Annotated in this window: 15 protein-coding genes; 8 read left to right on the forward strand and 7 right to left on the reverse strand. The window is 66.9% G+C overall.

All coding sequences use genetic code 11. From position 1 onward, the window contains the following. Positions 1 to 396: 396 nt before the first annotated feature. Complete coding sequence (locus HRV97_RS05940) at positions 397 to 2,235, reverse strand: ribonucleoside-diphosphate reductase subunit alpha (protein WP_246248608.1); 1,839 nt, start codon at positions 2,233 to 2,235, stop codon at positions 397 to 399. Positions 2,236 to 2,777: 542 nt separating this feature from the next. Beyond that, complete coding sequence (locus tag HRV97_RS05945; RefSeq protein WP_174192996.1) at positions 2,778 to 5,429, reverse strand: EAL domain-containing protein; 2,652 nt, start codon at positions 5,427 to 5,429, stop codon at positions 2,778 to 2,780. Positions 5,430 to 5,565: 136 nt separating this feature from the next. Here HRV97_RS05945 and HRV97_RS05950 point away from each other — a divergent pair, with 136 nt between their 5' ends. Together HRV97_RS05950 and HRV97_RS05955 are read left to right on the forward strand one after the other, a co-directional pair. Further along, on the forward strand, positions 5,566 to 7,089 hold the full coding sequence (locus tag HRV97_RS05950) for a fumarate hydratase (RefSeq protein ID WP_174192998.1): 1,524 nt from the start codon (positions 5,566 to 5,568) through the stop codon (positions 7,087 to 7,089). A 74-nt stretch (positions 7,090 to 7,163) separates the two neighbouring features. After that, a complete protein-coding gene (locus HRV97_RS05955) occupies positions 7,164 to 7,721 on the forward strand; it encodes a DUF1993 domain-containing protein (protein WP_174193000.1) in 558 nt (185 codons plus the stop codon). Positions 7,722 to 8,366: 645 nt separating this feature from the next. On the opposite strand, the gene HRV97_RS05960 is transcribed toward HRV97_RS05955, so the two are convergent. Beyond that, positions 8,367 to 8,897: a hypothetical protein gene (locus HRV97_RS05960; protein WP_174193002.1), complete on the reverse strand. Its 531-nt coding sequence runs from the start codon at positions 8,895 to 8,897 to the stop codon at positions 8,367 to 8,369. Positions 8,898 to 8,996: 99 nt separating this feature from the next. Between HRV97_RS05960 and HRV97_RS05965 the strand changes: the two genes are divergently transcribed. Genes HRV97_RS05965 through HRV97_RS05975 form a run of 3 tightly spaced genes read left to right on the forward strand, consistent with a single transcriptional unit; the run spans position 8,997 to position 10,005 of the window. Next, positions 8,997 to 9,386 carry a PRC-barrel domain-containing protein gene (locus HRV97_RS05965; protein ID WP_174193004.1) on the forward strand — a complete coding sequence of 130 codons (390 nt, stop codon included), beginning with the start codon at positions 8,997 to 8,999 and terminating at the stop codon, positions 9,384 to 9,386. 18 nt (positions 9,387 to 9,404) lie between these two features. Beyond that, positions 9,405 to 9,863, forward strand: a complete 459-nt coding sequence (locus tag HRV97_RS05970) for a DUF3597 domain-containing protein (protein WP_174193006.1) — start codon at positions 9,405 to 9,407, stop codon at positions 9,861 to 9,863. 4 nt (positions 9,864 to 9,867) lie between these two features. After that, a complete protein-coding gene (locus HRV97_RS05975; protein ID WP_174193008.1) occupies positions 9,868 to 10,005 on the forward strand; it encodes a hypothetical protein in 138 nt (45 codons plus the stop codon). A gap of 233 nt (positions 10,006 to 10,238) precedes the next feature. On the opposite strand, the gene HRV97_RS05980 is transcribed toward HRV97_RS05975, so the two are convergent. Both HRV97_RS05980 and uvrB read right to left on the reverse strand, forming a co-directional pair. After that, a complete protein-coding gene (locus tag HRV97_RS05980; RefSeq protein WP_246248576.1) occupies positions 10,239 to 10,991 on the reverse strand; it encodes an energy transducer TonB in 753 nt (250 codons plus the stop codon). Positions 10,992 to 11,501: 510 nt separating this feature from the next. After that, positions 11,502 to 13,691 (reverse strand): excinuclease ABC subunit UvrB, encoded by a 2,190-nt coding sequence (uvrB, locus tag HRV97_RS05985; protein WP_174193010.1) that lies wholly within the window; start codon positions 13,689 to 13,691, stop codon positions 11,502 to 11,504. 165 nt (positions 13,692 to 13,856) lie between these two features. On the opposite strand from uvrB, the gene HRV97_RS05990 reads away from it, so the two are divergent. Then, on the forward strand, positions 13,857 to 14,690 hold the full coding sequence (locus HRV97_RS05990; protein WP_174193012.1) for a ferredoxin--NADP reductase: 834 nt from the start codon (positions 13,857 to 13,859) through the stop codon (positions 14,688 to 14,690). 18 nt (positions 14,691 to 14,708) lie between these two features. On the opposite strand, the gene HRV97_RS05995 is transcribed toward HRV97_RS05990, so the two are convergent. Beyond that, a complete protein-coding gene (locus tag HRV97_RS05995; protein ID WP_174193014.1) occupies positions 14,709 to 15,527 on the reverse strand; it encodes an arylamine N-acetyltransferase family protein in 819 nt (272 codons plus the stop codon). A 101-nt stretch (positions 15,528 to 15,628) separates the two neighbouring features. Between HRV97_RS05995 and HRV97_RS06000 the strand changes: the two genes are divergently transcribed. Both HRV97_RS06000 and HRV97_RS06005 read left to right on the forward strand, forming a co-directional pair. Then, complete coding sequence (locus HRV97_RS06000; RefSeq protein ID WP_174193016.1) at positions 15,629 to 16,975, forward strand: amidohydrolase; 1,347 nt, start codon at positions 15,629 to 15,631, stop codon at positions 16,973 to 16,975. Beyond that, complete coding sequence (locus tag HRV97_RS06005; RefSeq protein WP_174193018.1) at positions 16,972 to 17,499, forward strand: DUF3617 family protein; 528 nt, start codon at positions 16,972 to 16,974, stop codon at positions 17,497 to 17,499. Before HRV97_RS06000 ends, HRV97_RS06005 begins: the two co-directional genes overlap by 4 nt. A gap of 376 nt (positions 17,500 to 17,875) precedes the next feature. Here the strand turns inward: HRV97_RS06005 and HRV97_RS06010 are convergent, their stop codons facing one another. Beyond that, positions 17,876 to 18,400, reverse strand: coding sequence for a hypothetical protein (locus HRV97_RS06010; RefSeq protein WP_174193020.1), 525 nt, complete (start codon positions 18,398 to 18,400; stop codon positions 17,876 to 17,878).

Genomic DNA, 18,400 nt, shown 5'->3' on the forward strand with positions numbered 1-18,400 from the left:
GGCTGACTGCTCGATAGCCGGGTCGTGGTGCGCGTGTCATCCTCTGGCCGGCGATTTCCGCGTGGATTGCGTGCGGGAGGTGTCGGCGCCGGATCGTAGCGTGGTGTGACGGCACGCACGTGGACGCGGCATGGGTGCCCCAATGTGGCGGTACTCGGTTTGCCTCAACCGCCGTCATCCCGAACTTGATCCGGGATCCCGCTTCTTCGGCCGCGCTGCACCGTAAGCGTGACGCCGGATCAAGTTCGGAGGTGAGCGACGGTGGTAAACGGTGCTCGGTGGGGTGCGTGGCGATCTTCCCGCATCCGCCACGGCGTCAGACAGTGCCGGCTGTGCCGGCGCTGCTGCCCGCCGCGGCGAGTCCCGGGATTGCTTGAGCAATCCCGGGCCGCCCGCTTACTGACAGGCCAGGCACTCGTCATAGTCGGTCGTCTCGCCGAACTCGTACTTCGGCTTCTCGATCGTGTTATCGTTCTCGACCCCACCTGCGAAGCCCGCGCGCTGCACCGACTTGGAGCGGAGATAGTAGAGCGACTTGATGCCCAGCTCCCACGCGCGGAAGTGGAGCATCAAGAGGTCCCACTTCTCGACGTCGGCCGGAATGAACAGGTTCAGCGACTGCGCCTGGTCGATGTAGGGCGTGCGGTCGCCTGCGAGTTCGAGCAGCCAGCGCTGGTCGATTTCGAAGCTGGTCTTGTAGCAGTCCTTCTCGTCCTGGCTGAGGAAGTCCAGGTGCTGGACCGACCCGCCGTGTTCAAGAATCGAGCTCCATACGGCCTCCGAATCCTTCGACTTCTCGGCCAGGATCTTCTTCAGATACGGGTTCTTGACCGCGAAGCTGCCCGACAGCGTCTTGTGCGTGTAGATGTTCGCCGGGATCGGCTCGATGCACGCGCTGGTGCCGCCGCAGATGATCGAGATCGACGCGGTCGGCGCGATCGCCATCTTGCAGGAAAACCGCTCCATGACGCCGACGTCGGCCGCGTCGGGGCATGGGCCGCGCTCGGCCGCCAGCTGCATCGACGCCTGGCTGACCTGGGTGTGGATGTGGCGGAAAATTTTAAGATTCCACGACTTCGCCATCGCGCCCTCGAACGGTAGCCCGCGCGCCTGGAGGAAGGAGTGGAAGCCCATCACGCCCAGACCGACCGACCGCTCACGCGCGGCCGAATAAGCGGCGCGCTCCATGCCGGGCTCGTGGCGGTCGATATAATCCTGCAGCACGTTGTCGAGGAAGCGCATTACGTCCTCGACGAAGGTCTTGTCGTCCTTCCATTGGTCCCACGTTTCAAGGTTGAGCGAGGACAGGCAGCAGACCGCGGTGCGATCGTTGCCGAGATGGTCGCGCCCCGTCGGCAGCGTGATCTCGCTGCACAGGTTCGAGGTCGACACCTTGAGCCCGAGCTCGCGGTGGTGCTTGGGCATGTTCGAGTTCACGTGGTCGGCGAACACGATGTACGGCTCACCGGTCGCGAGCCGGGTCTCAACCAGCTTCTGGAACAGCGCGCGCGAATCCACCTTGCCGCGGACCGCACCGTCCTTGGGGCTCTTCAACTCCCACTCGGCACCATCGCGCACCGCCTCCATGAAGGCATCGGGGATCAGCACGCCGTGATGGAGGTTGAGCGCCTTGCGGTTGAAGTCGCCCGAGGGTTTGCGGATTTCGAGGAATTCCTCGATCTCCGGGTGGCTGACGTCGAGGTAGCAGGCGGCCGAGCCGCGGCGCAGCGAACCCTGCGAAATCGCGAGCGTCAGCGAATCCATCACACGCACGAACGGAATGATGCCGCTGGTCTTGCCGTTCAACCCGACCGGCTCGCCGATGCCGCGCACGTTGCCCCAATAGGTGCCGATGCCGCCGCCGCGCGAGGCGAGCCAGACGTTCTCGTTCCACGTGTCGACGATGCCGTTCAGGCTGTCGGGCACCGAGTTCAGGTAGCAGGAGATCGGCAGACCACGCCCGGTGCCGCCGTTCGACAGCACGGGGGTCGCAGGCATGAACCAGAGCTGCGAGATGTAATCGTAAATGCGCTGCGCGTGCGCCTCGTCGTCGGCATAGGCCGAAGCGACGCGGACGAACAGGTCCTGGTAGCTCTCACCCGGCAGCAGGTAGCGGTCGTTGAGCGTTTCCTTGCCGAAATCGGTCAACAGCGCGTCGCGCGCGGAATCAGTCTTCACCGCGAAGTCGCGCGATGCGGCTTTCTTGGTCGGCGCGCGCTCGGACGCCGCCGACATGCCGGGCGCACCCCGTTCGGCCTTGGGTTCAGCATCAGGCTTGGGGATCGTCACCCGTTCCATCAGATCCATCATCATCGTCTCGCTGCCGGCGTCCCCGAGGTTCATGCTGCGGCTCCTTTGTTCTTGTTGCGTTCTAGGAAGGATCGCTCCTTCTGGCTACGGGCAGAACACCATTGCATCGACAACAAGCGGCAAATGCCCGGCGTGCCGATCACGCGAGCCTCACCATGCCCCGCATCGGCGGAGCAGCCTTGTCATACCAGCAGTAGCGCTCGCCCCCGAAGCCGACCCCTACAAATTGTGCCAAACCGTCGCGGCGGGCAAGAGGGTAATGCGCGGGCGAGGCAGTGGTTCACTCGGATCCGCGCTCCGACATCGGCGCAAAATCGATGCGACGCGTGGATTTCTGCGGGGTTCGGCAAGCACAAGCGAAAAGGAGCGGGAAAAAAATTATTCGGGGGATTATTTGAGCTGACCCGCACCCGGCGTTGCTGCTCCCGACCCAGTAGACCGGCTCGAAATCGCGGGCACCTTGGGCCTCACGCCGCGCGGCGCTGGGTCGATTGGATCAGTTGATCGACGTCGATCGGATAGGCGAATTGGAGACCGGCGCGGCCGTCGTCGACCCAGCGGATCGTGGCGGGCATCATCTGGCCTTCGAACAGCTCGATCTTCATCTCGAACCCGACCGCCTCGGCGGGCAGGTCGACGCCGTCGATCAGCACGCCGCCGGTCGAGATGTCGCGGATGCGGACCTCCGCGCTCTCGCCGTGGAGCGACACGCGCGCGGCGCGCAGCATCTTGTGCCGTTGCGCGCGGCTGGTCTTGAAGCCGACCGCGATCGCCTTGCCGCCGGGCTGGGCCAGCTGCTCGTGCACCACCTCGGCACCCGCGGGCTTGCCGTAGACGTAGCCTTGGATGTGGCTGCACCCCAGTTCGCCGATCAGTGCGATCTCGTCCTGCTGCTCGACGCCTTCCGCGGTCGTCTCCATCCCCAAAGTGTCGGCGAGCGTCACGATCGCTTTGATGATCGCGGCGTTGCGGTTGCTCTCGTTGATCGCGCCGCGCACGAAGCTCTGGTCGATCTTGATCTTGTCGAACGGCGCCTTCTTCAGATAGCCGAGCGAGGAGTAACCGGTGCCGAAATCGTCGAGCGCGAGGCGCACGCCGATCCGCTTCAAGGCCGCGAACATCCGCTCCGAGGAGGCGTCCTCGTTCAGGAACACGCCCTCGGTGATCTCCAACTCCAGCCGGCGCGGCGGCAGGCCCGAGGTCGCGAGCGCGCTGGTGACGAGGCTGGGGAGCGCGGGGTTGGCGAACTGGATCGGCGACACGTTGACCGCGACGCGGACGTGCTCGGGCCAAGTCGCGGCCTCGGCGCAGGCGGTGCGCATCACCCACTCGCCGATCGCCTCGATCATCCCGCATTCCTCGGCCACCGGAATGAACTCCGCCGGGCTGACGAACCCGCGCGTCGGGTGGCTCCAGCGCAGCAGCGCCTCGTAGCCGACGATCCGCTCGTCCGCGGTCGATACCACCGCCTGATAGGCGAGGTGGAGTTGGTTCTGCTTCAACGCTTGACGCAGATCGTCCTCGAGCTGGCGGCGGTACTGCGCGCCCTCCAGCAATTCGTCGCGGTAGAAGCGGTGAACACCGCGGCCGTCGCCCTTGGCCGCGTAGAGTGCGAGGTCGGCGTTGCGCACCAGCGCTTCGGGATTGTCGCCGTGTTCGGGCGCGATCGCGACGCCGATTGAGCAGCCGATCGAGATCGTCGCGCCGTCGATGTAATAAGGACGCGACAGCGCGGTGATGATCGCCTCGGCGAGTTCGCCCAGCCGCTCGCGATTGCCCTCGCGCGGGATAATGACCTTGAATTCGTCGCCGCCCAGCCGGCCGACCATGCCGATTTCGCCGACGGTTTTCTGCAACCGGCCGGCGACCTGCTTGAGCAATTCGTCACCGACCTGGTGGCCGAGCGTGTCGTTCACCGCCTTGAACCGATCGAGGTCGAGCAGGACCAGGCTGTTGAAGCCGTGACCGCGCTGATTGGGGGCGAGCATCTGTTCGAGCTGCAGGCGCATGCGCTGACGGTTGGCGAGCCCGGTCAGGCTGTCGAACAAGGCTAGGCGCGTGATCTCGGCCTCGGCACGACGCTTCTCGGTCAGGTCGGAGCCCGAGCCGATGAACCCCTGGAATCGCCCGAGATGGTCGAGCAGCGGCCGGCCCGAGATCGACCACCAGCGCTCGGGCGCATCCTCGGGCGCGGGGCGGACCGAGTAATCGGAGAAGGAAGTACGGCTCGACAGATGAAACGTCAGCGTGCGTTCGGTTTCCGCCAATTCGGCATCGACCCGAAACACGCGCGTCAGCGCCTCGCCCTTGGCCTTGATCCCGAACCCGGCGACCTCGCGCGCCACTTTGTCGCTGAGATACGTCAGCCGCCCGCTACGGTCGGTCTGCCAGAACCAGCCCGAGCCGTGGCGCTCGAATTCGTTGACCAGCCGGCTGGCGAGCGCCTCGGCGTCCGCGGCTTCCTCCTGTTCGGCGAGGTCGCGCAGGCGCGCGCGGGCAGTGCGGATCAGGCCGTGCCCGAGCAGGACGGTGAGCACGATGGCGGCGGCGCTCGACCAGGACAGGCCGTGGCGCACGACGGTGGCGGCGGCGAGCGCGGCGGCGAAACCGAGCGTCGCGGCGGGTAGCGCGTGGATCACCGCCACGGTGACGATCATGGTGCCGAACAGCGCAACTACCGCGGCCATCTGCACCGAATGGTCAGTCAGATTGCCGGCGAGCTGCGACAGGGTGAACAGCGACGCGGCGGCGGCGGCGGCCACGCCCGCGACGAGTGCGACACGGTGATGCGTCGCGAGCTGCTGCGCGACGACGAGGCGGAGCAGCGCGAAAATACCCGGTCCGGCGAGCAGCGCGGGCAGCCCGACGAGCGCGATCTTGGCGGCCAACCCGCCGGCACCCGACACGAGTGCGGCGATCACCAGCGCGAGCGGCACCGCGACCAGCGCGATCGCCGCGGCGGGCCACAGGTCGGCAACCCCGGCGAGTGCTGCCTCGCGGTCGTCGCCGACGCGCTCTTCGTCGCTCGCTGACAGGCCCAGGCTCGCCAGCACGTCCGGCGCGGGATCGTCCGCGTCGCCGACGACCGTGTCCGCAGCTTCGCTCGGTGAAGGACGCATGTTACCCATAAGGGTCAGATAAGATGACCGGTGTTTGCCGAAGCTTAGCGCGGATGCCTAATGCGCCGTTAACCAGCGGCATAAGCCAACGCCGCATGGTTGCGAGCGTCGAACGTGCGTCCTACAGGATGCGGCCATGACGACCGTGATCCGCGAAGCCGATCTGATCGAGAGCGTGGCCGACGCACTCCAGTTCATCAGTTACTACCACCCGATGGATTACATCCGCGCGCTGGGTGAGGCGTATGAGGCGGAAGCGAGCCCGGCCGCGAAGGACGCGATCGCGCAGATCCTGACCAACAGCCGGATGTGCGCGGAGGGGCATCGCCCGATCTGCCAGGACACGGGGATCGTCAACGTGTTCGTCAAATGGGGCATGGACTGCCGGTTGGACGATACCTCACGCTCGTTGCAGGACGTCGTCGACGAGGGCGTGCGCCGCGCCTACCTGCACCCGGAAAACAAGCTGCGCGCCTCCGTGCTCGCCGACCCGGCGTTCACCCGTCGCAACACGCGCGACAACACGCCGTGCGTGCTCCACGTCGACATGGTTCCGGGCAATACCGTCTCGGTCGACGTCGCGGCCAAGGGCGGTGGCAGCGAGAACAAGTCCAAGTTCAAGATGATGAACCCGTCCGACTCGATCGTCGACTGGGTAATCGAAATGCTGCCGCAGATGGGCGCGGGCTGGTGCCCGCCCGGCATGCTCGGGATCGGCATCGGCGGCACCGCGGAGCATTGCGTGCTGCTCGCCAAGCAGGCGCTGATGGAGCCGATCGACATGGGGCCGTTGAAGGCACGCGGGCCGCGCAACGATATCGAAGCGCTCCGGATCGAGATCTTCGACCGCGTCAACGCGCTCGGCATCGGGGCGCAGGGGCTGGGTGGGCTCTCCACCATCCTCGACGTCAAGATCAAGGACGCGCCGTGTCACGCCGCGGGCAAGCCGGTCGCGATGATCCCGAATTGCGCCGCGACGCGCCACGCGCATTTCACACTCGACGGCAGCGGCCCGGCCTATCTCGAAGCACCCAAGCTCGACGAGTGGCCGAAGGTCGACTGGAAGCCTGACAGCGCGGCTATCCGCGTCGATCTCGACACGCTGACACCCGAGGTGGTGGCGCAGTGGAAACACGGCGACCGCCTGCTGCTGAACGGCAAGATGCTCACCGGGCGCGACGCCGCGCACAAGCGGATCGCGGACATGTTGGCGCGCGGTGAGGAACTGCCGGTCAGCTTCCGCGGGCGGGTGATCTATTATGTTGGGCCGGTCGATCCGGTCGGCGAGGAAGTGGTGGGGCCGGCGGGTCCGACGACCGCAACGCGGATGGACAAGTTCACGCGCATGATGCTCGACCAAGGCCTGCTCGCGATGGTCGGCAAGGCCGAGCGCGGGCCAGCGGCGACCGAGGCGATCCGCGAGGCGAAGTCGGCCTATCTGATGGCAGTCGGCGGTGCAGCGTACCTCGTCGCGCGCGCGATCAAGGGATCGAAGGTCGTCGGGTTCGAGGACTTGGGCATGGAAGCGATTTACGAGTTCGAGGTCAGCGACTTCCCCGTCACGGTCGCGGTCGATGCGGAGGGGCAGAACGTTCACCAGCTCGCCCCGCTCGTCTGGCGCGAGAAGATTGCGCGCGAGGGGCTGCTCCAGCCGGCGTGACGCGCGTGCTTGACGCTCGAACGCGCGCGGCGGAAGGAAGGCCTTGTGATCCACCGTACTGAGCGAGGCACCGCATGACGCTGTCCGACCTGCTGCTGCCGACCTACACCCAGATGCTAGGCACGATGGCGACCTGGCTCGACAAGGCGGAGGCAGCACGCGGCGACGAGGCGGAGGCGCTGCTGTCGGCGCGGCTCGCCCCCGACATGTTCCCGCTCGCCACGCAGGTCCGGTTCGCGTGCCGGCAGGCGCAGGAGGCCGTGTTCCGATTGCAGGCGCGCGACTTCTCGCCTGCAATTCAGCAACTGCTGGAGGAAGCGCGCAACGCGGGCGAGCGGCCCGGCACGCTCGCCGACGCGCGGGCGCGGATCAACGAGACGCTGGCGGTGGTGGAGGCCGCGGCTACCGACGGGCTGACGCTAGAAGGCGACGCGCCAGTCGCGCACGCGCTGCCAAACGGCATGGTGATGAACGTGACCGCGACCGTTTACGCGCGCGATTGGGCGCTGCCGCAATTCTACTTCCACGTGGTCACCGCCTACGCGATCCTGCGCGCGCAGAGCGTCGAGCTGGGCAAGGCCGATTACTGCGCGCACATGCTGCCGTATTTCAGCATGCCGCAGAGCGGATGAGAGTTGCGCGCCGCTGAAGATTAGCGCGAGTTTTTAGAACGTCGATGGGGGCATGCCGGTATCGGGTGTGAGCCACGGTGCGCGTGAATGAGTTGCGTCAGGGCGGTTCTCAATCAGCGTGACGCACATCCCTTTGTCTGGCGGACCTGATCCGGGGTCTCGCGTCTCGAACATGTTAGCAGAAGGCAGCGGGATCCCGGATTAAGTCCGGGGATGACGGTGCACTGCGAGGATCCGGAATTGCGCCAGCGCCGGCGAACGATCGCGCACTTGGCACGCCCGGAAATGAGAAGGGGCTGCCAGACCGTCTCACGACGAACCTGACAGCCCCTAGACATGGTCAGCGGCCGGAGAGCTCCAGCCCGGGAGACCATGAAGGCTTCCGTGAACCTCTAACGGACCGTTGCATGAGGGACGATACCCTCCGGCCCATCACCGATTCTTAAAAGCGGATCCCCCGAACGAACTGAACCGAACCCACTGCTGAACCATGAGACATCGGATCACCTCCTTTCGCTGTTGAAGACACGTGCGGTCTGCGTTGACCGCATCCACAATGTGTCCCCGTGCGCCGGGTTATACAAGGCTTGTTTTCTCGTTTTGTTTGCCTGATCCTCCGCCGCCGCGTGCCCTCTGGCTTGAGCGTCAGCCGCGGCAATCCTCGATTACGCGGCCGACCTCGGCATAGGGCGGCAGCACCAGCGCAGGCGTGCCCGCTTGCTCGATCACGAACCGCCCGCGGCTGAACGCCATCGCGTCGAGCAGCGGGTCGTTCGGCGCGAACGCGGTCGCGACATAGGGCGGGGTGCCGCCGGTCGGCTGCGCCGCGATGCTGCGCGTGGTGGCGGTGGTGCGGATCGTGAACGGGGTCGTCTCACCGCCGCTGCGCGACAGGAACAAGCGACGCTCCGCCCGGTCGCAGCGCAGCACCGCCCGTGCGTCCTGCCCCGCAGTGCCGAACAGCGCCCGACTGCCGCGCGCGTCGCGCTGGTAGGTCCAGGTGCCCGGCGTGCGCGGCCAATCCTGCCAATCGACCGGGGCGGGCGCGGGCAATGCGAGCGTCGGCGTCGGGCGCGGCAGGTCGACGGGCGCCGGTGCGCGCGGCGGGGCCACGCACGCGCCGACCCCCAGCAGCAACAGGGTCGATAGGCGAAGCGGGAGGCGGGAAGCGATCATCGCGCCCGATTATGCCGGATGCGTCGATGTGGCTCAACCGCGGCCGGAACCCGCTGCCGCGGCGAGCGGTTACTCCGGCGCAAATCACAGGGAACCACCATGTCAGACCACGACGCCGCATCGACCAATGCCGAGCCGACCCAGTTGCTGGTGCGATCGACCCTCGCCGATGCGATGCGCGTCGACAGCCGTGACGGCGATCATCTGGGCAGCGTGCATGCCTTCATGGTGCACAAGGGCTCGGGCCGGGTGACGCACGCGGTGCTGAGCCTGGGCGGCTTTCTGGGCATGGGCAAGAGCTTCTACCCGCTGCCGTTCTCGCTGCTGTCGCTCGACGTGGTGCGTGACCTGTACGTCGTGACGATCGACCGCCGGATGCTGGAGGGCGGACCGAGCTGGGCGAACAACCCGCCCGTGTTCAACCAATCCTACGCCGACAGCGTGGCGCGTTACTATGAAGTTCCCAACGAAAACCTGGCCAACGGCTGAGTAGAGGAGTTTGAAGCCATGAGCATTTTCGGCAAGATCAAGGACGCGATCTTCGGTCACAACGGTCCGCTCGGCGGGCAGTTCGGCGGCAAGAAGGATGCGGCACCCGCACCGGCACCGGCCCCGACAGGCGGTGCCCCGCGCCCGGCGCCGCAGCAGCAGCCGCAGGCCGCGCCCGCTCAGGCCCCGGCGACCCCCGCCCCGGCACACGCGCAGCACGTCGACGTCGAGCAGGTGCTGACCAACATCTCGTCGCAGAAGGGCAATCCCGACCTTAACTGGCGCACCTCGATCGTCGACCTGATGAAGCTGCTCGATCTTGATTCGAGCCTCGCCAACCGCAAGGAGCTGGCGACCGAGCTCGGTTACAGCGGCGCCAAGGACGGGTCGGCCGACATGAACATCTGGCTGCACAAGGCGGTGATGCGCGAGCTCGAGAAGAACGGCGGCTCGGTGCCTGCGAGCATGAAGGACTGATGCGATGACCGACAAGCCCAACGACGTGCAGAAGGCGACTAAGGAGTTGCTGGAAGACCCCGACGCGCCCGAGAAGGGCAACACGCATCCGCCGCAGACGATCGATGCCGAGCCGGCGCGGGTGGACAAGGACGCGCGCTGAACCGACAGTGTGACGGTGACGAGGAGGCGGTGCCCGCGGGTGCCGCCTTCTGTTTTATGGTGCTGCTGCGGGTGGGGCGTTGATCTCGGACTCTCTTGCCTAACTTCACGTCACCCCCGACCTGTTCCGGGAGTCCGCTTCCTAGGAGGGCAGAAGAAGGCAGCGGGATCCCGAATCAAGTCCGGGATGACGGTAAGTGGGCGGCGGTTTACTTCCAGCCGGGTCCGAGAGTTTCAGCGCTGATCGCCCTCTACCGCCCAGGTGTGGTTCTCCAGTATCCACGCCGGGACCGGGCGTCCGGCGGCGTCGCGCGAGGGTTCGTACCGGAAGCGTTGCTGGATCAGGCGGCAGGTGGCGGCGTCGAGCGAGCGATAGCCGCTCGACCGGGTCACGCGGCACTCGCCGACCCGGCCGTCGGTCTGGACCAGGAAGCGTACCGAGACCGTGCCCTCGAAGCCGGTTTCGGCCAATTCGCGAATGTCCGAAGGAAAGTCGCTGTCGCTGATACGCCCGCGGCGCTGGATCGGCGGCGTTTCGTCGCCGCCGTCGCCGTCTCCGTCGCCCCAACCGCCCGAGCCGGTACCGTCGCCGATGCCACCCGCGCCGGTGCCCGGGCCGAGGCGCGGTGCGGCACCCTGTGTCGCCTGATTGCCGGCGAACGGCTTGATCGCGACGACGATCGGGGGCGGGGGGACGGGGATGACAACGACCGGCTTGGGCGCGACGACCTGCGTCGCCTTGGAGCGGATGTTGGGCGGGGCGGCGCGGCCCTCGGCGCGCTTGCTGACCTTGGGGCGCGGCACCGTCTTGGCGGGTGGCGGCGGGGGAGGGGGCGGCGCGAGGTCAAACAGTCGCAGCCCCTCGTCAACGCGCTGTCGGATCGCGTCGCCGGCGAGCCCCGTCAGCAGCGCCCAGCCGAGCGCGCCCGTCACCGCGAGCGCGGCAGCGGCGGCTCCGAAGCGTTCCTGTCTGGGCTGCGCGTACATGTGCCTTGATGTAGGTGCGCGCGGCTGAACCGCGAGTGGCTGGTGGTGCGTGATGGTGCCGGAAGGTCACAAAGGTCGCACTCATTGCGCGCATGCGCGCGCCCGGATGATGAAGTGTCAAAGAGCGGACGGCGGTGTGTCACGGGTCCGGCGTGTAGGAAAGAGGGCGTCACCGGCGGGATGTTGATTCCGACCCATTGATCAGTCCGTCACCCCGGGCTTGATCCGCGGTCCCGCTTGTTTTCGACCGTTGGCGGTGAAGATAGCGGGATTCCGGCTCAAGGCCGGGATGACGAAATGATCGGGTCCGAGGTGTGCGAACGATGATCCAACCGACGACCCTCGCCTCCAAGGAAGGGGCGGAGATGGGTAAGGGGCGATCGGTTACGACGCGCTCTGCGTCGGCCCTACCCACCCCCGGTCCCTCCCTTTCAGGGAGGGGAGGCTGTTGCGCGATGGGTCGCCGATGTTTCTCTCGGCGCACCAAGAAAGGTCACTTCACGCGCGACTTCACCGCCGCTTGCCCATCCGCACCTGCTGCTGCTTGCCAAACCGGGTTTTGCGCGTACCGGGCTTGCCCTCGTTCGAGCGGCCCATGATGGGTGCTTTCTGCTGCTCGACCGGCAGGCCGAGTTCCTCCTGCTCCAATTGGCGGATTTCGTCGCGCAGGCGGCCGGCTTCCTCGAACTCGAGGTCGGACGCGGCCTTGCGCATCTTCTTTTCCAATTCCTCGATATAGCCGCGTAGGTTGTGGCCGACCATGTGCGGGCGGTCGTCTCCAATATCGACCGTGACCTGATCGCCCTGGCTGACGTGCGCGATAATGTCACCGATGTTGCGGCGGATCGTCGTCGGCGTGATGCCGTGTTTGAGGTTGTATTGCTGCTGCTTCTCGCGCCGACGCGCCGTTTCGTTCATCGCGCGCTCCATCGAGCCTGTGATGCGGTCGGCGTAGAGGATCACGCGCCCGTCGACGTTGCGCGCGGCGCGACCGATCGTCTGGATCAAGGAGGTTTCGGAGCGCAGGAAGCCTTCCTTGTCGGCGTCGAGGATCGCGACCAGCCCGCATTCGGGAATATCAAGCCCCTCGCGCAGCAGGTTGATGCCGATCAGCACGTCGTACACGCCCAGCCGCAGATCGCGGATCAGCTCGATACGCTCCAGCGTCTCGACGTCGGAGTGCATGTAGCGGACCTTGATCCCCGCCTCGTGCATATATTCGGTCAGATCCTCCGCCATCCGCTTGGTCAGCGTGGTGACAAGCGTGCGATAGCCGAGCTCGGCGGTCTTCTTCGCCTCGACGATCAGGTCCTGCACCTGCTCCTCGACCGGCTTGATCTCGATCGGCGGGTCGATGAGCCCGGTCGGGCGGATCACCTGCTCGGCGAAGACGCCGGCCGACTGCTCCATCTCCCACGTGCCCGGCGTCGCCGAGACGCAGACCGTCTGCGGGCGCATCGCGTCCCATTCGTTGAAGCGCAGCGGGCGGTTGTCGATCGCCGAGGGCAAGCGGAAGCCGTATTCGGCCAGCGTGATCTTGCGCCGGTGATCGCCGCGCGACATGCCGTTGATCTGGCCGATCGTCTGGTGACTCTCGTCGACGAACAGCATCGCGTTTTCGGGCAGGTATTCGAACAAGGTGGGCGGCGGCTCGCCGGGCAGGCGGCCGGTCAGGAAGCGGCTGTAATTCTCGATGCCGTTGCAACTGCCAGTGGCGGCAATCATCTCGAGGTCAAAATTGGTGCGCTGCTCCAGCCGCTGACGCTCGAGCAGCTTGCCCTCGATCTCCAGCTCCTTCAGCCGCTCGGTCAGCTCGTGGCGGATCGCGTCGGCGGCCTGCTTCATCGTCGGACCGGGCGTGACATAGTGCGAATTGGCGTAGATGCGGATCGAGTTGAGGCTCGCCGACTTTTGCCCGGTCAGCGGATCGAACTCGACGATCGCCTCGATCTCGTCACCGAAGAACGACACGCGCCACGCGCTGTCCTCGTAGTGCGACGGGAAGATTTCTAGATTGTCGCCTTTCACGCGGAAGTTGCCGCGCTGGAAGGCGGCGTCGTTGCGCTTGTACTGCAATGCCACCAGCTTGCGGACGATCTCGCGCTGATCGGCGCTCTGGCCTTTCTTCAGGTCGAAGATCATCGCCGAATAGGTTTCGACCGAGCCGATACCGTAGAGGCACGAAACCGAGGCGACGATCAGCACGTCGTCGCGCTCCAAGAGTGACCGGGTGGCGGAGTGGCGCATTCGGTCGATCGCCTCGTTCACCGAGCTTTCCTTCTCGATGTAGGTGTCCGACCGCGGCACGTACGCCTCGGGCTGGTAGTAATCGTAGTAGCTGACGAAATACTCGACCGCGTTGTCGGGGAAGAACGACTTGAATTCGCCGTAGAGTTGCGCGGCCAGTATCTTGTTGGGGGCGAGGATCAGCGCCGGGCGCTGCATCGCCTCGATCACCTTCGCCATGGTGAAGGTCTTGCCCGAGCCGGTGACACCCAGCAGCACCTGGTCCTTGTCGCCCGCCTGCACGCCGCTGACGAGGTCGCGGATCGCGGTCGGCTGGTCGCCCGACGGCTGGTAGTCGCTGACGAGCTTGAACGCCTTCCCGCCCTCGACCTTGGGCGGACGTTGCGGGCGATGGGGGACGAAATCCTCGCCGGTTTCGGGTTCGGCCAGGTTGGTACGGATCTGGATCGCCATGCGGTGCGATATGGGCGTGCGGACAGGCGACTTGAAGGTGCCTTGGGCGGCCCCAAGCTCGGCTTGGTTGACCGCGTGCGTGCCGACCCATATTGCGCGGCGTTCGCAATCAGATCGATTTCATGGATGCCGTGCCGGTCGGGCGCGGTTCGAGGAACAACAGGCATGACCGACGTCCGCGCACCCATCAGCATTCCCGAGAGCAAGGCGTTCGCCAGCGTCAAGGTGAATTGGGTCCGCCACTGGAACGAGCATCTGTTCAGCTTCGCGGTGGAGCGGCCGTCGAGCTTCCGCTTCCGCTCGGGCGAGTTCGTGATGATCGGGCTGCCGGGCGAGGAGGGCGCGGACGGTGCCGCGGGCAAGCCAATCATGCGTGCGTACTCGGTCGCGAGCCAGCATTACGCCGAGGAGCTGGAGTTCCTGTCGATCAAGGTCGAGAACGGCCCGCTGACCGGGCGGCTGCAACAGATCGTGGCAGGCGACGAAATCTATCTGGGGCGCAAACCGACCGGTACGCTCGTCACCGACGCATTGCTGCCGGGCAAAAGGCTGTTCATGCTGTCGACCGGCACGGGGCTCGCGCCGTTCCTGAGCTTGGCGCGCGATCCCGACGTGTACACGATGTTCGACCAGGTGATCGTGGTCCATTCGGTGCGCCGCGTCAGCGATCTGGCGTATCACGACGAGCTCGCCGCGCGTCTGGCCGACGATCCGCTGGTGGCGGACGAGGCGGCGCAGCAGTTCCACTACATCCCGACGGTCACGCGTGAGCCGTTCCACACCACCGGTCGCATCGACGCGCTGATGGAGAACGGCACGATGTTCGGTGATTCGATCACCGGCGACAAATGCTTCAACCCGGATACGGACCGGATCATGATGTGCGGGTCGATGGACATGATCCGCGACACCGCCGCGACGCTGGAGACGCTCGGCTTCGTTGAAGGTTCGAACGCCGCGCCGGGCACCTACGTGATCGAGCGCGCCTTCGTCGGCTGAAGCGCCGGGCGGCGCGGGTCAGAACAGGCCGAGCGCCGCGACTTCCTCTGCCGACAGCGTGATGCCGAACATCATCGACAGGCGCATCCGGTACACGCGCGGGTCGGTGATCTCGCCCGCGCTGTCGGTGCTCGCGGCCCGGCGGCGATAGTCGCGGTCGGTCAGCGTCGCGAAGCCGTGCGGCAGGACGACCGACACGATCGCGTGATTGGTGAAGCGGCTGACGGGCGCGGTGGAGGCCCAATGGTTGCCCATCGCGAGATCGCTGTCGTGTACCTCGTCGAGCGTGAAGCTGTATTGCCGCTGCCACCCGCTGCCCGCGCCGCGCCCGTCGGTGGTGGCAGGATCGCCGTCGCGCAGCAGCATCCAGCCGTGCTCGTCGTCGCGGGCGAGCCGGAAGCGCGCGCCGTCGGGTGCCTCGGCCTCGGCGCCGTCGACCAGCGGCATGACCGGGGCATAGCTGCCGCCGAAGCCGGGATCGGCAATCCACGGCGCATCGCCGATCGTCACCAGCGACAGCGTGTGGGTGAGCGGCGGCACGTCCGCGGCCCCCAGCCACACGCGCGCGAGCAGCGGGCGCGCGTCGAACCCGGTCGCCGCCAGCGCGTCGAGGAACAACCGGTTGTGCTCGAAACAGAAGCCGCCGCGCCGCGCCGTCACCAGCTTTGCCGCGACGGAGCCTGAGTCGATCGCGATCGCGCGGCCGAGCCGCACGTCGAGATTCTCGAACGGGATCGCCAGCCGGTGCGCGCGTTGCAGTCGTTGCAGCCCCTCGCCGTCGTTGGTCGGCAGCGCGGGCAGGTCGATGCGGGTGAGATAGGCGTCAAGGTCGAACATGCGCGTCCACGTGCCGGAACGTGTCCGCTGGGGCAAGCTGCGCGATCCCTCTAGGCATCCGGCACGGCGCGGCTATGGTTGGAGCAAAAGAGGGGGAATATATGCGCCTGATCAACCTGCTGGCGGCTGCCGGCACGCTCGCCGCGACGCCCGCATTGGCCGAACCCGATTATGCCGCCGCGGTGCGTGCCGATTACAAGCGCGACCTGGGCGCGATGTGGGACGATTTCCACCGCAACCCCGAACTGTCGTTTCGTGAAACGCGCACTGCGGCGAAGATGGCGGCGGCGCTGCGCGCGGTGCCGGGCATGGTCGTGACCGAGAAGGTCGGGCAGACCGGCGTCGTGGGCGTGCTGAAGAACGGCGCGGGCCCGGTTGTGCTGGTGCGCGCCGACATGGACGGCCTGCCGGTCGAGGAGAAGTCGGGGCTCGCCAACGCCAGCCGCGCGCGGCAGGTCGGCGTCGATGGGGTGGAGGCGCCCGTCATGCACGCCTGCGGCCACGACACGCACATCACCGCGATGGTCGGCACCGCGCGCCGGCTCGCCGCGCTGCGTGACCGCTGGGCCGGCACGATCGTGTTCGTCGTCCAGCCTGCCGAGGAGCGCGTCGGTGGTGCAAAGGCGATGATCGCCGATGGCCTGTTCACGCGCTTCCCCAAGCCCGATTATGCGCTGGCCTTCCATGTCGCTGCGGGGATGGAGGCAGGCACCGTGTCCGCATCCGCGGGCATCCAATATTCCTCGTCCGACTCGGTCAACATCGACGTGCCCGGCATCGGCGCGCACGGCGCCAGCCCGCACGAGGGCAAGGACCCGGTGTACATGGCGTCGCAGATGGTGATCGCGCTCCAGGGCCTGATCAGCCGCGAGCGCCCGCCGCTCGACCCCGGCGTCATCACCGTCGGGTCGTTCCACGCGGGGCTGAAGCACAATATCATCTCCGACATGGCGAAATTGCAGGTGACGGTACGCGCCAACGACGAGGGGACACGCAAGCGGCTGCTCGACGGGATCCGCCGGGTGGCGAACGGCGTCGGCGTGATGAACGGGATGCCCAAGGACAAGATGCCCGTGGTGACGGTCAGCGAGGGCACGCCGACGACGATCAACGACGCCGCGCTCGCGCGCCGATTGAACGCGGTGATGGTGCAGACGCTGGGCGCGAAGAACGTGCCCGCCTTTACGCAGGACGGCATGGGGGCGGAGGATTTCGCTTATTATGTCCAGCCCGATACGCGCGTGAAAGGCTATTATTTCGCGGTCGGCGGATCGACGCGCGCAGAGATTGACGCGGCGGCGCGCGGTGGTCCCAAGATCGGGTCGCACCACTCGCCCGAGTTCCGCATCGCGCCCGAGCCCGTGATCACCACCGGCACGATCGCGATGACCGCGGCGGTGCTCGACCTGATGACGCCGGGCACGGCGCGGGCGGGGACGGGATCGTGAACGCGCGCTGCCTGCTGCTCGCCGCCGCGCTGCCGCTGGCGGCGTGCAGCGGTGACATCGACCTGACCAATGCCTCGATCGAGGACGTGGCAACCGCGACCGCCAGCGTCGAGAAGCCGCAGGCGGGGCAGTGGCGAACCGACACGCGGCTCGTCAGCTTCGACGCGGGCGCCGACGAGACACCGGCCGCCGCGGCGATCCGCGAGCAGGTCGGCGACACCGCGACAACCGAGGCGTGCCTGTCGGACGAAGAAGCCGGCAAGCCGCTGTTCGGCGACCTGTCGACCGCGGCAGGGGCGAACTGCCGGTTCCGCCGCTTCACGTTGAAGGACGGGCAGCTCGACGCCGAGATGGCGTGCCGCAACGCGGGCGGCGAGACGCTGAGCGTGGCGCAGAAGGGCCGTTACTCGCCGACAGCGGTGGATCTGACCGCAACGGTGCGCCGCGGCGGCGTGGCGGCGCAGGCGGGTGGCATGGTGACGCGGATCGTCGCCAAGCGGACGGGGGATTGCGCGGAGGAGTAGGGGGAGCGGCGATGCGTCCTCACTCGCTTCGCTGCGCCTAAAGGGTGAAGTTGGCGTGCTGATCTCCGCCCTTGAGCGCTCTCTTCTTCAGGACCGGTCCGACACGAGGCGGTCCACCATCCACCTACGCGCCTTCAACCCCTCCACTGTCGGTAGGAGAAAGGTTCGGCGGTGCTTCCAAACGAGCTCGATGGCGCCGAACACGCATCGGCACAGCTTCGACATTAAGCCTTGGTGCTATCGTTCCGCCGATGGTGCAGCGAGCGACGGGATTAGATGCGCAGTGACGCGGATGAGCGGGTCACGCCGACGCTTATTGCGCGCTCTATATCATGGTGAATGTGAGGCCGATCAGCGAGCCGTACTTACCCAGAGATCAGGGAAGGACGCGACTGGTCGCCGGCGGCGTGTCGTCGAGGCGGATTGCGACGCGCCCGCTCTTGTCCGGCTTGCCGCGGAACAGCCGGCCGACGCCGCCGACCGCGTCGCGCGCTAGCTGCAACGCGTCGGTTCCCTCGCTCGGATCCTCGCAGCAACTACCGGGTGCCAGCAGCTTCTGCACGCCGCGGATCAGCGCGGTGCCGCCGGCCAGCATGTTGACGCCGGTCTGGCATCCGCCGGTTCGCGCCGCGCACGGCGTCGCCTCGGCATTCAACGCGCCGCGGCCGGTCAGGTAGCGATTGACCGGGACCGGCTTGGAGGAGACCGCCTCGTCGGGCAGCGGCAAGCTCTGCGACGGCAGCGCGCCCGCGCAGACGATGATGTCGTCGCCCTGTGGCCGTACGCAGCGCTCGTCCGCGACGGGCACGAGGATCGAGATGCGCGCTGGCTGCTCGATCGATACGGCGGGCGGCGGTACGACCGGCGTGGCCGACTGCAGGGCGATGGCGAACATCAGCAT

Origin of the sequence: Sphingomonas hominis (assembly GCF_013328205.1) — a bacterium.
Lineage (GTDB): Bacteria > Pseudomonadota > Alphaproteobacteria > Sphingomonadales > Sphingomonadaceae > Sphingomonas > Sphingomonas hominis.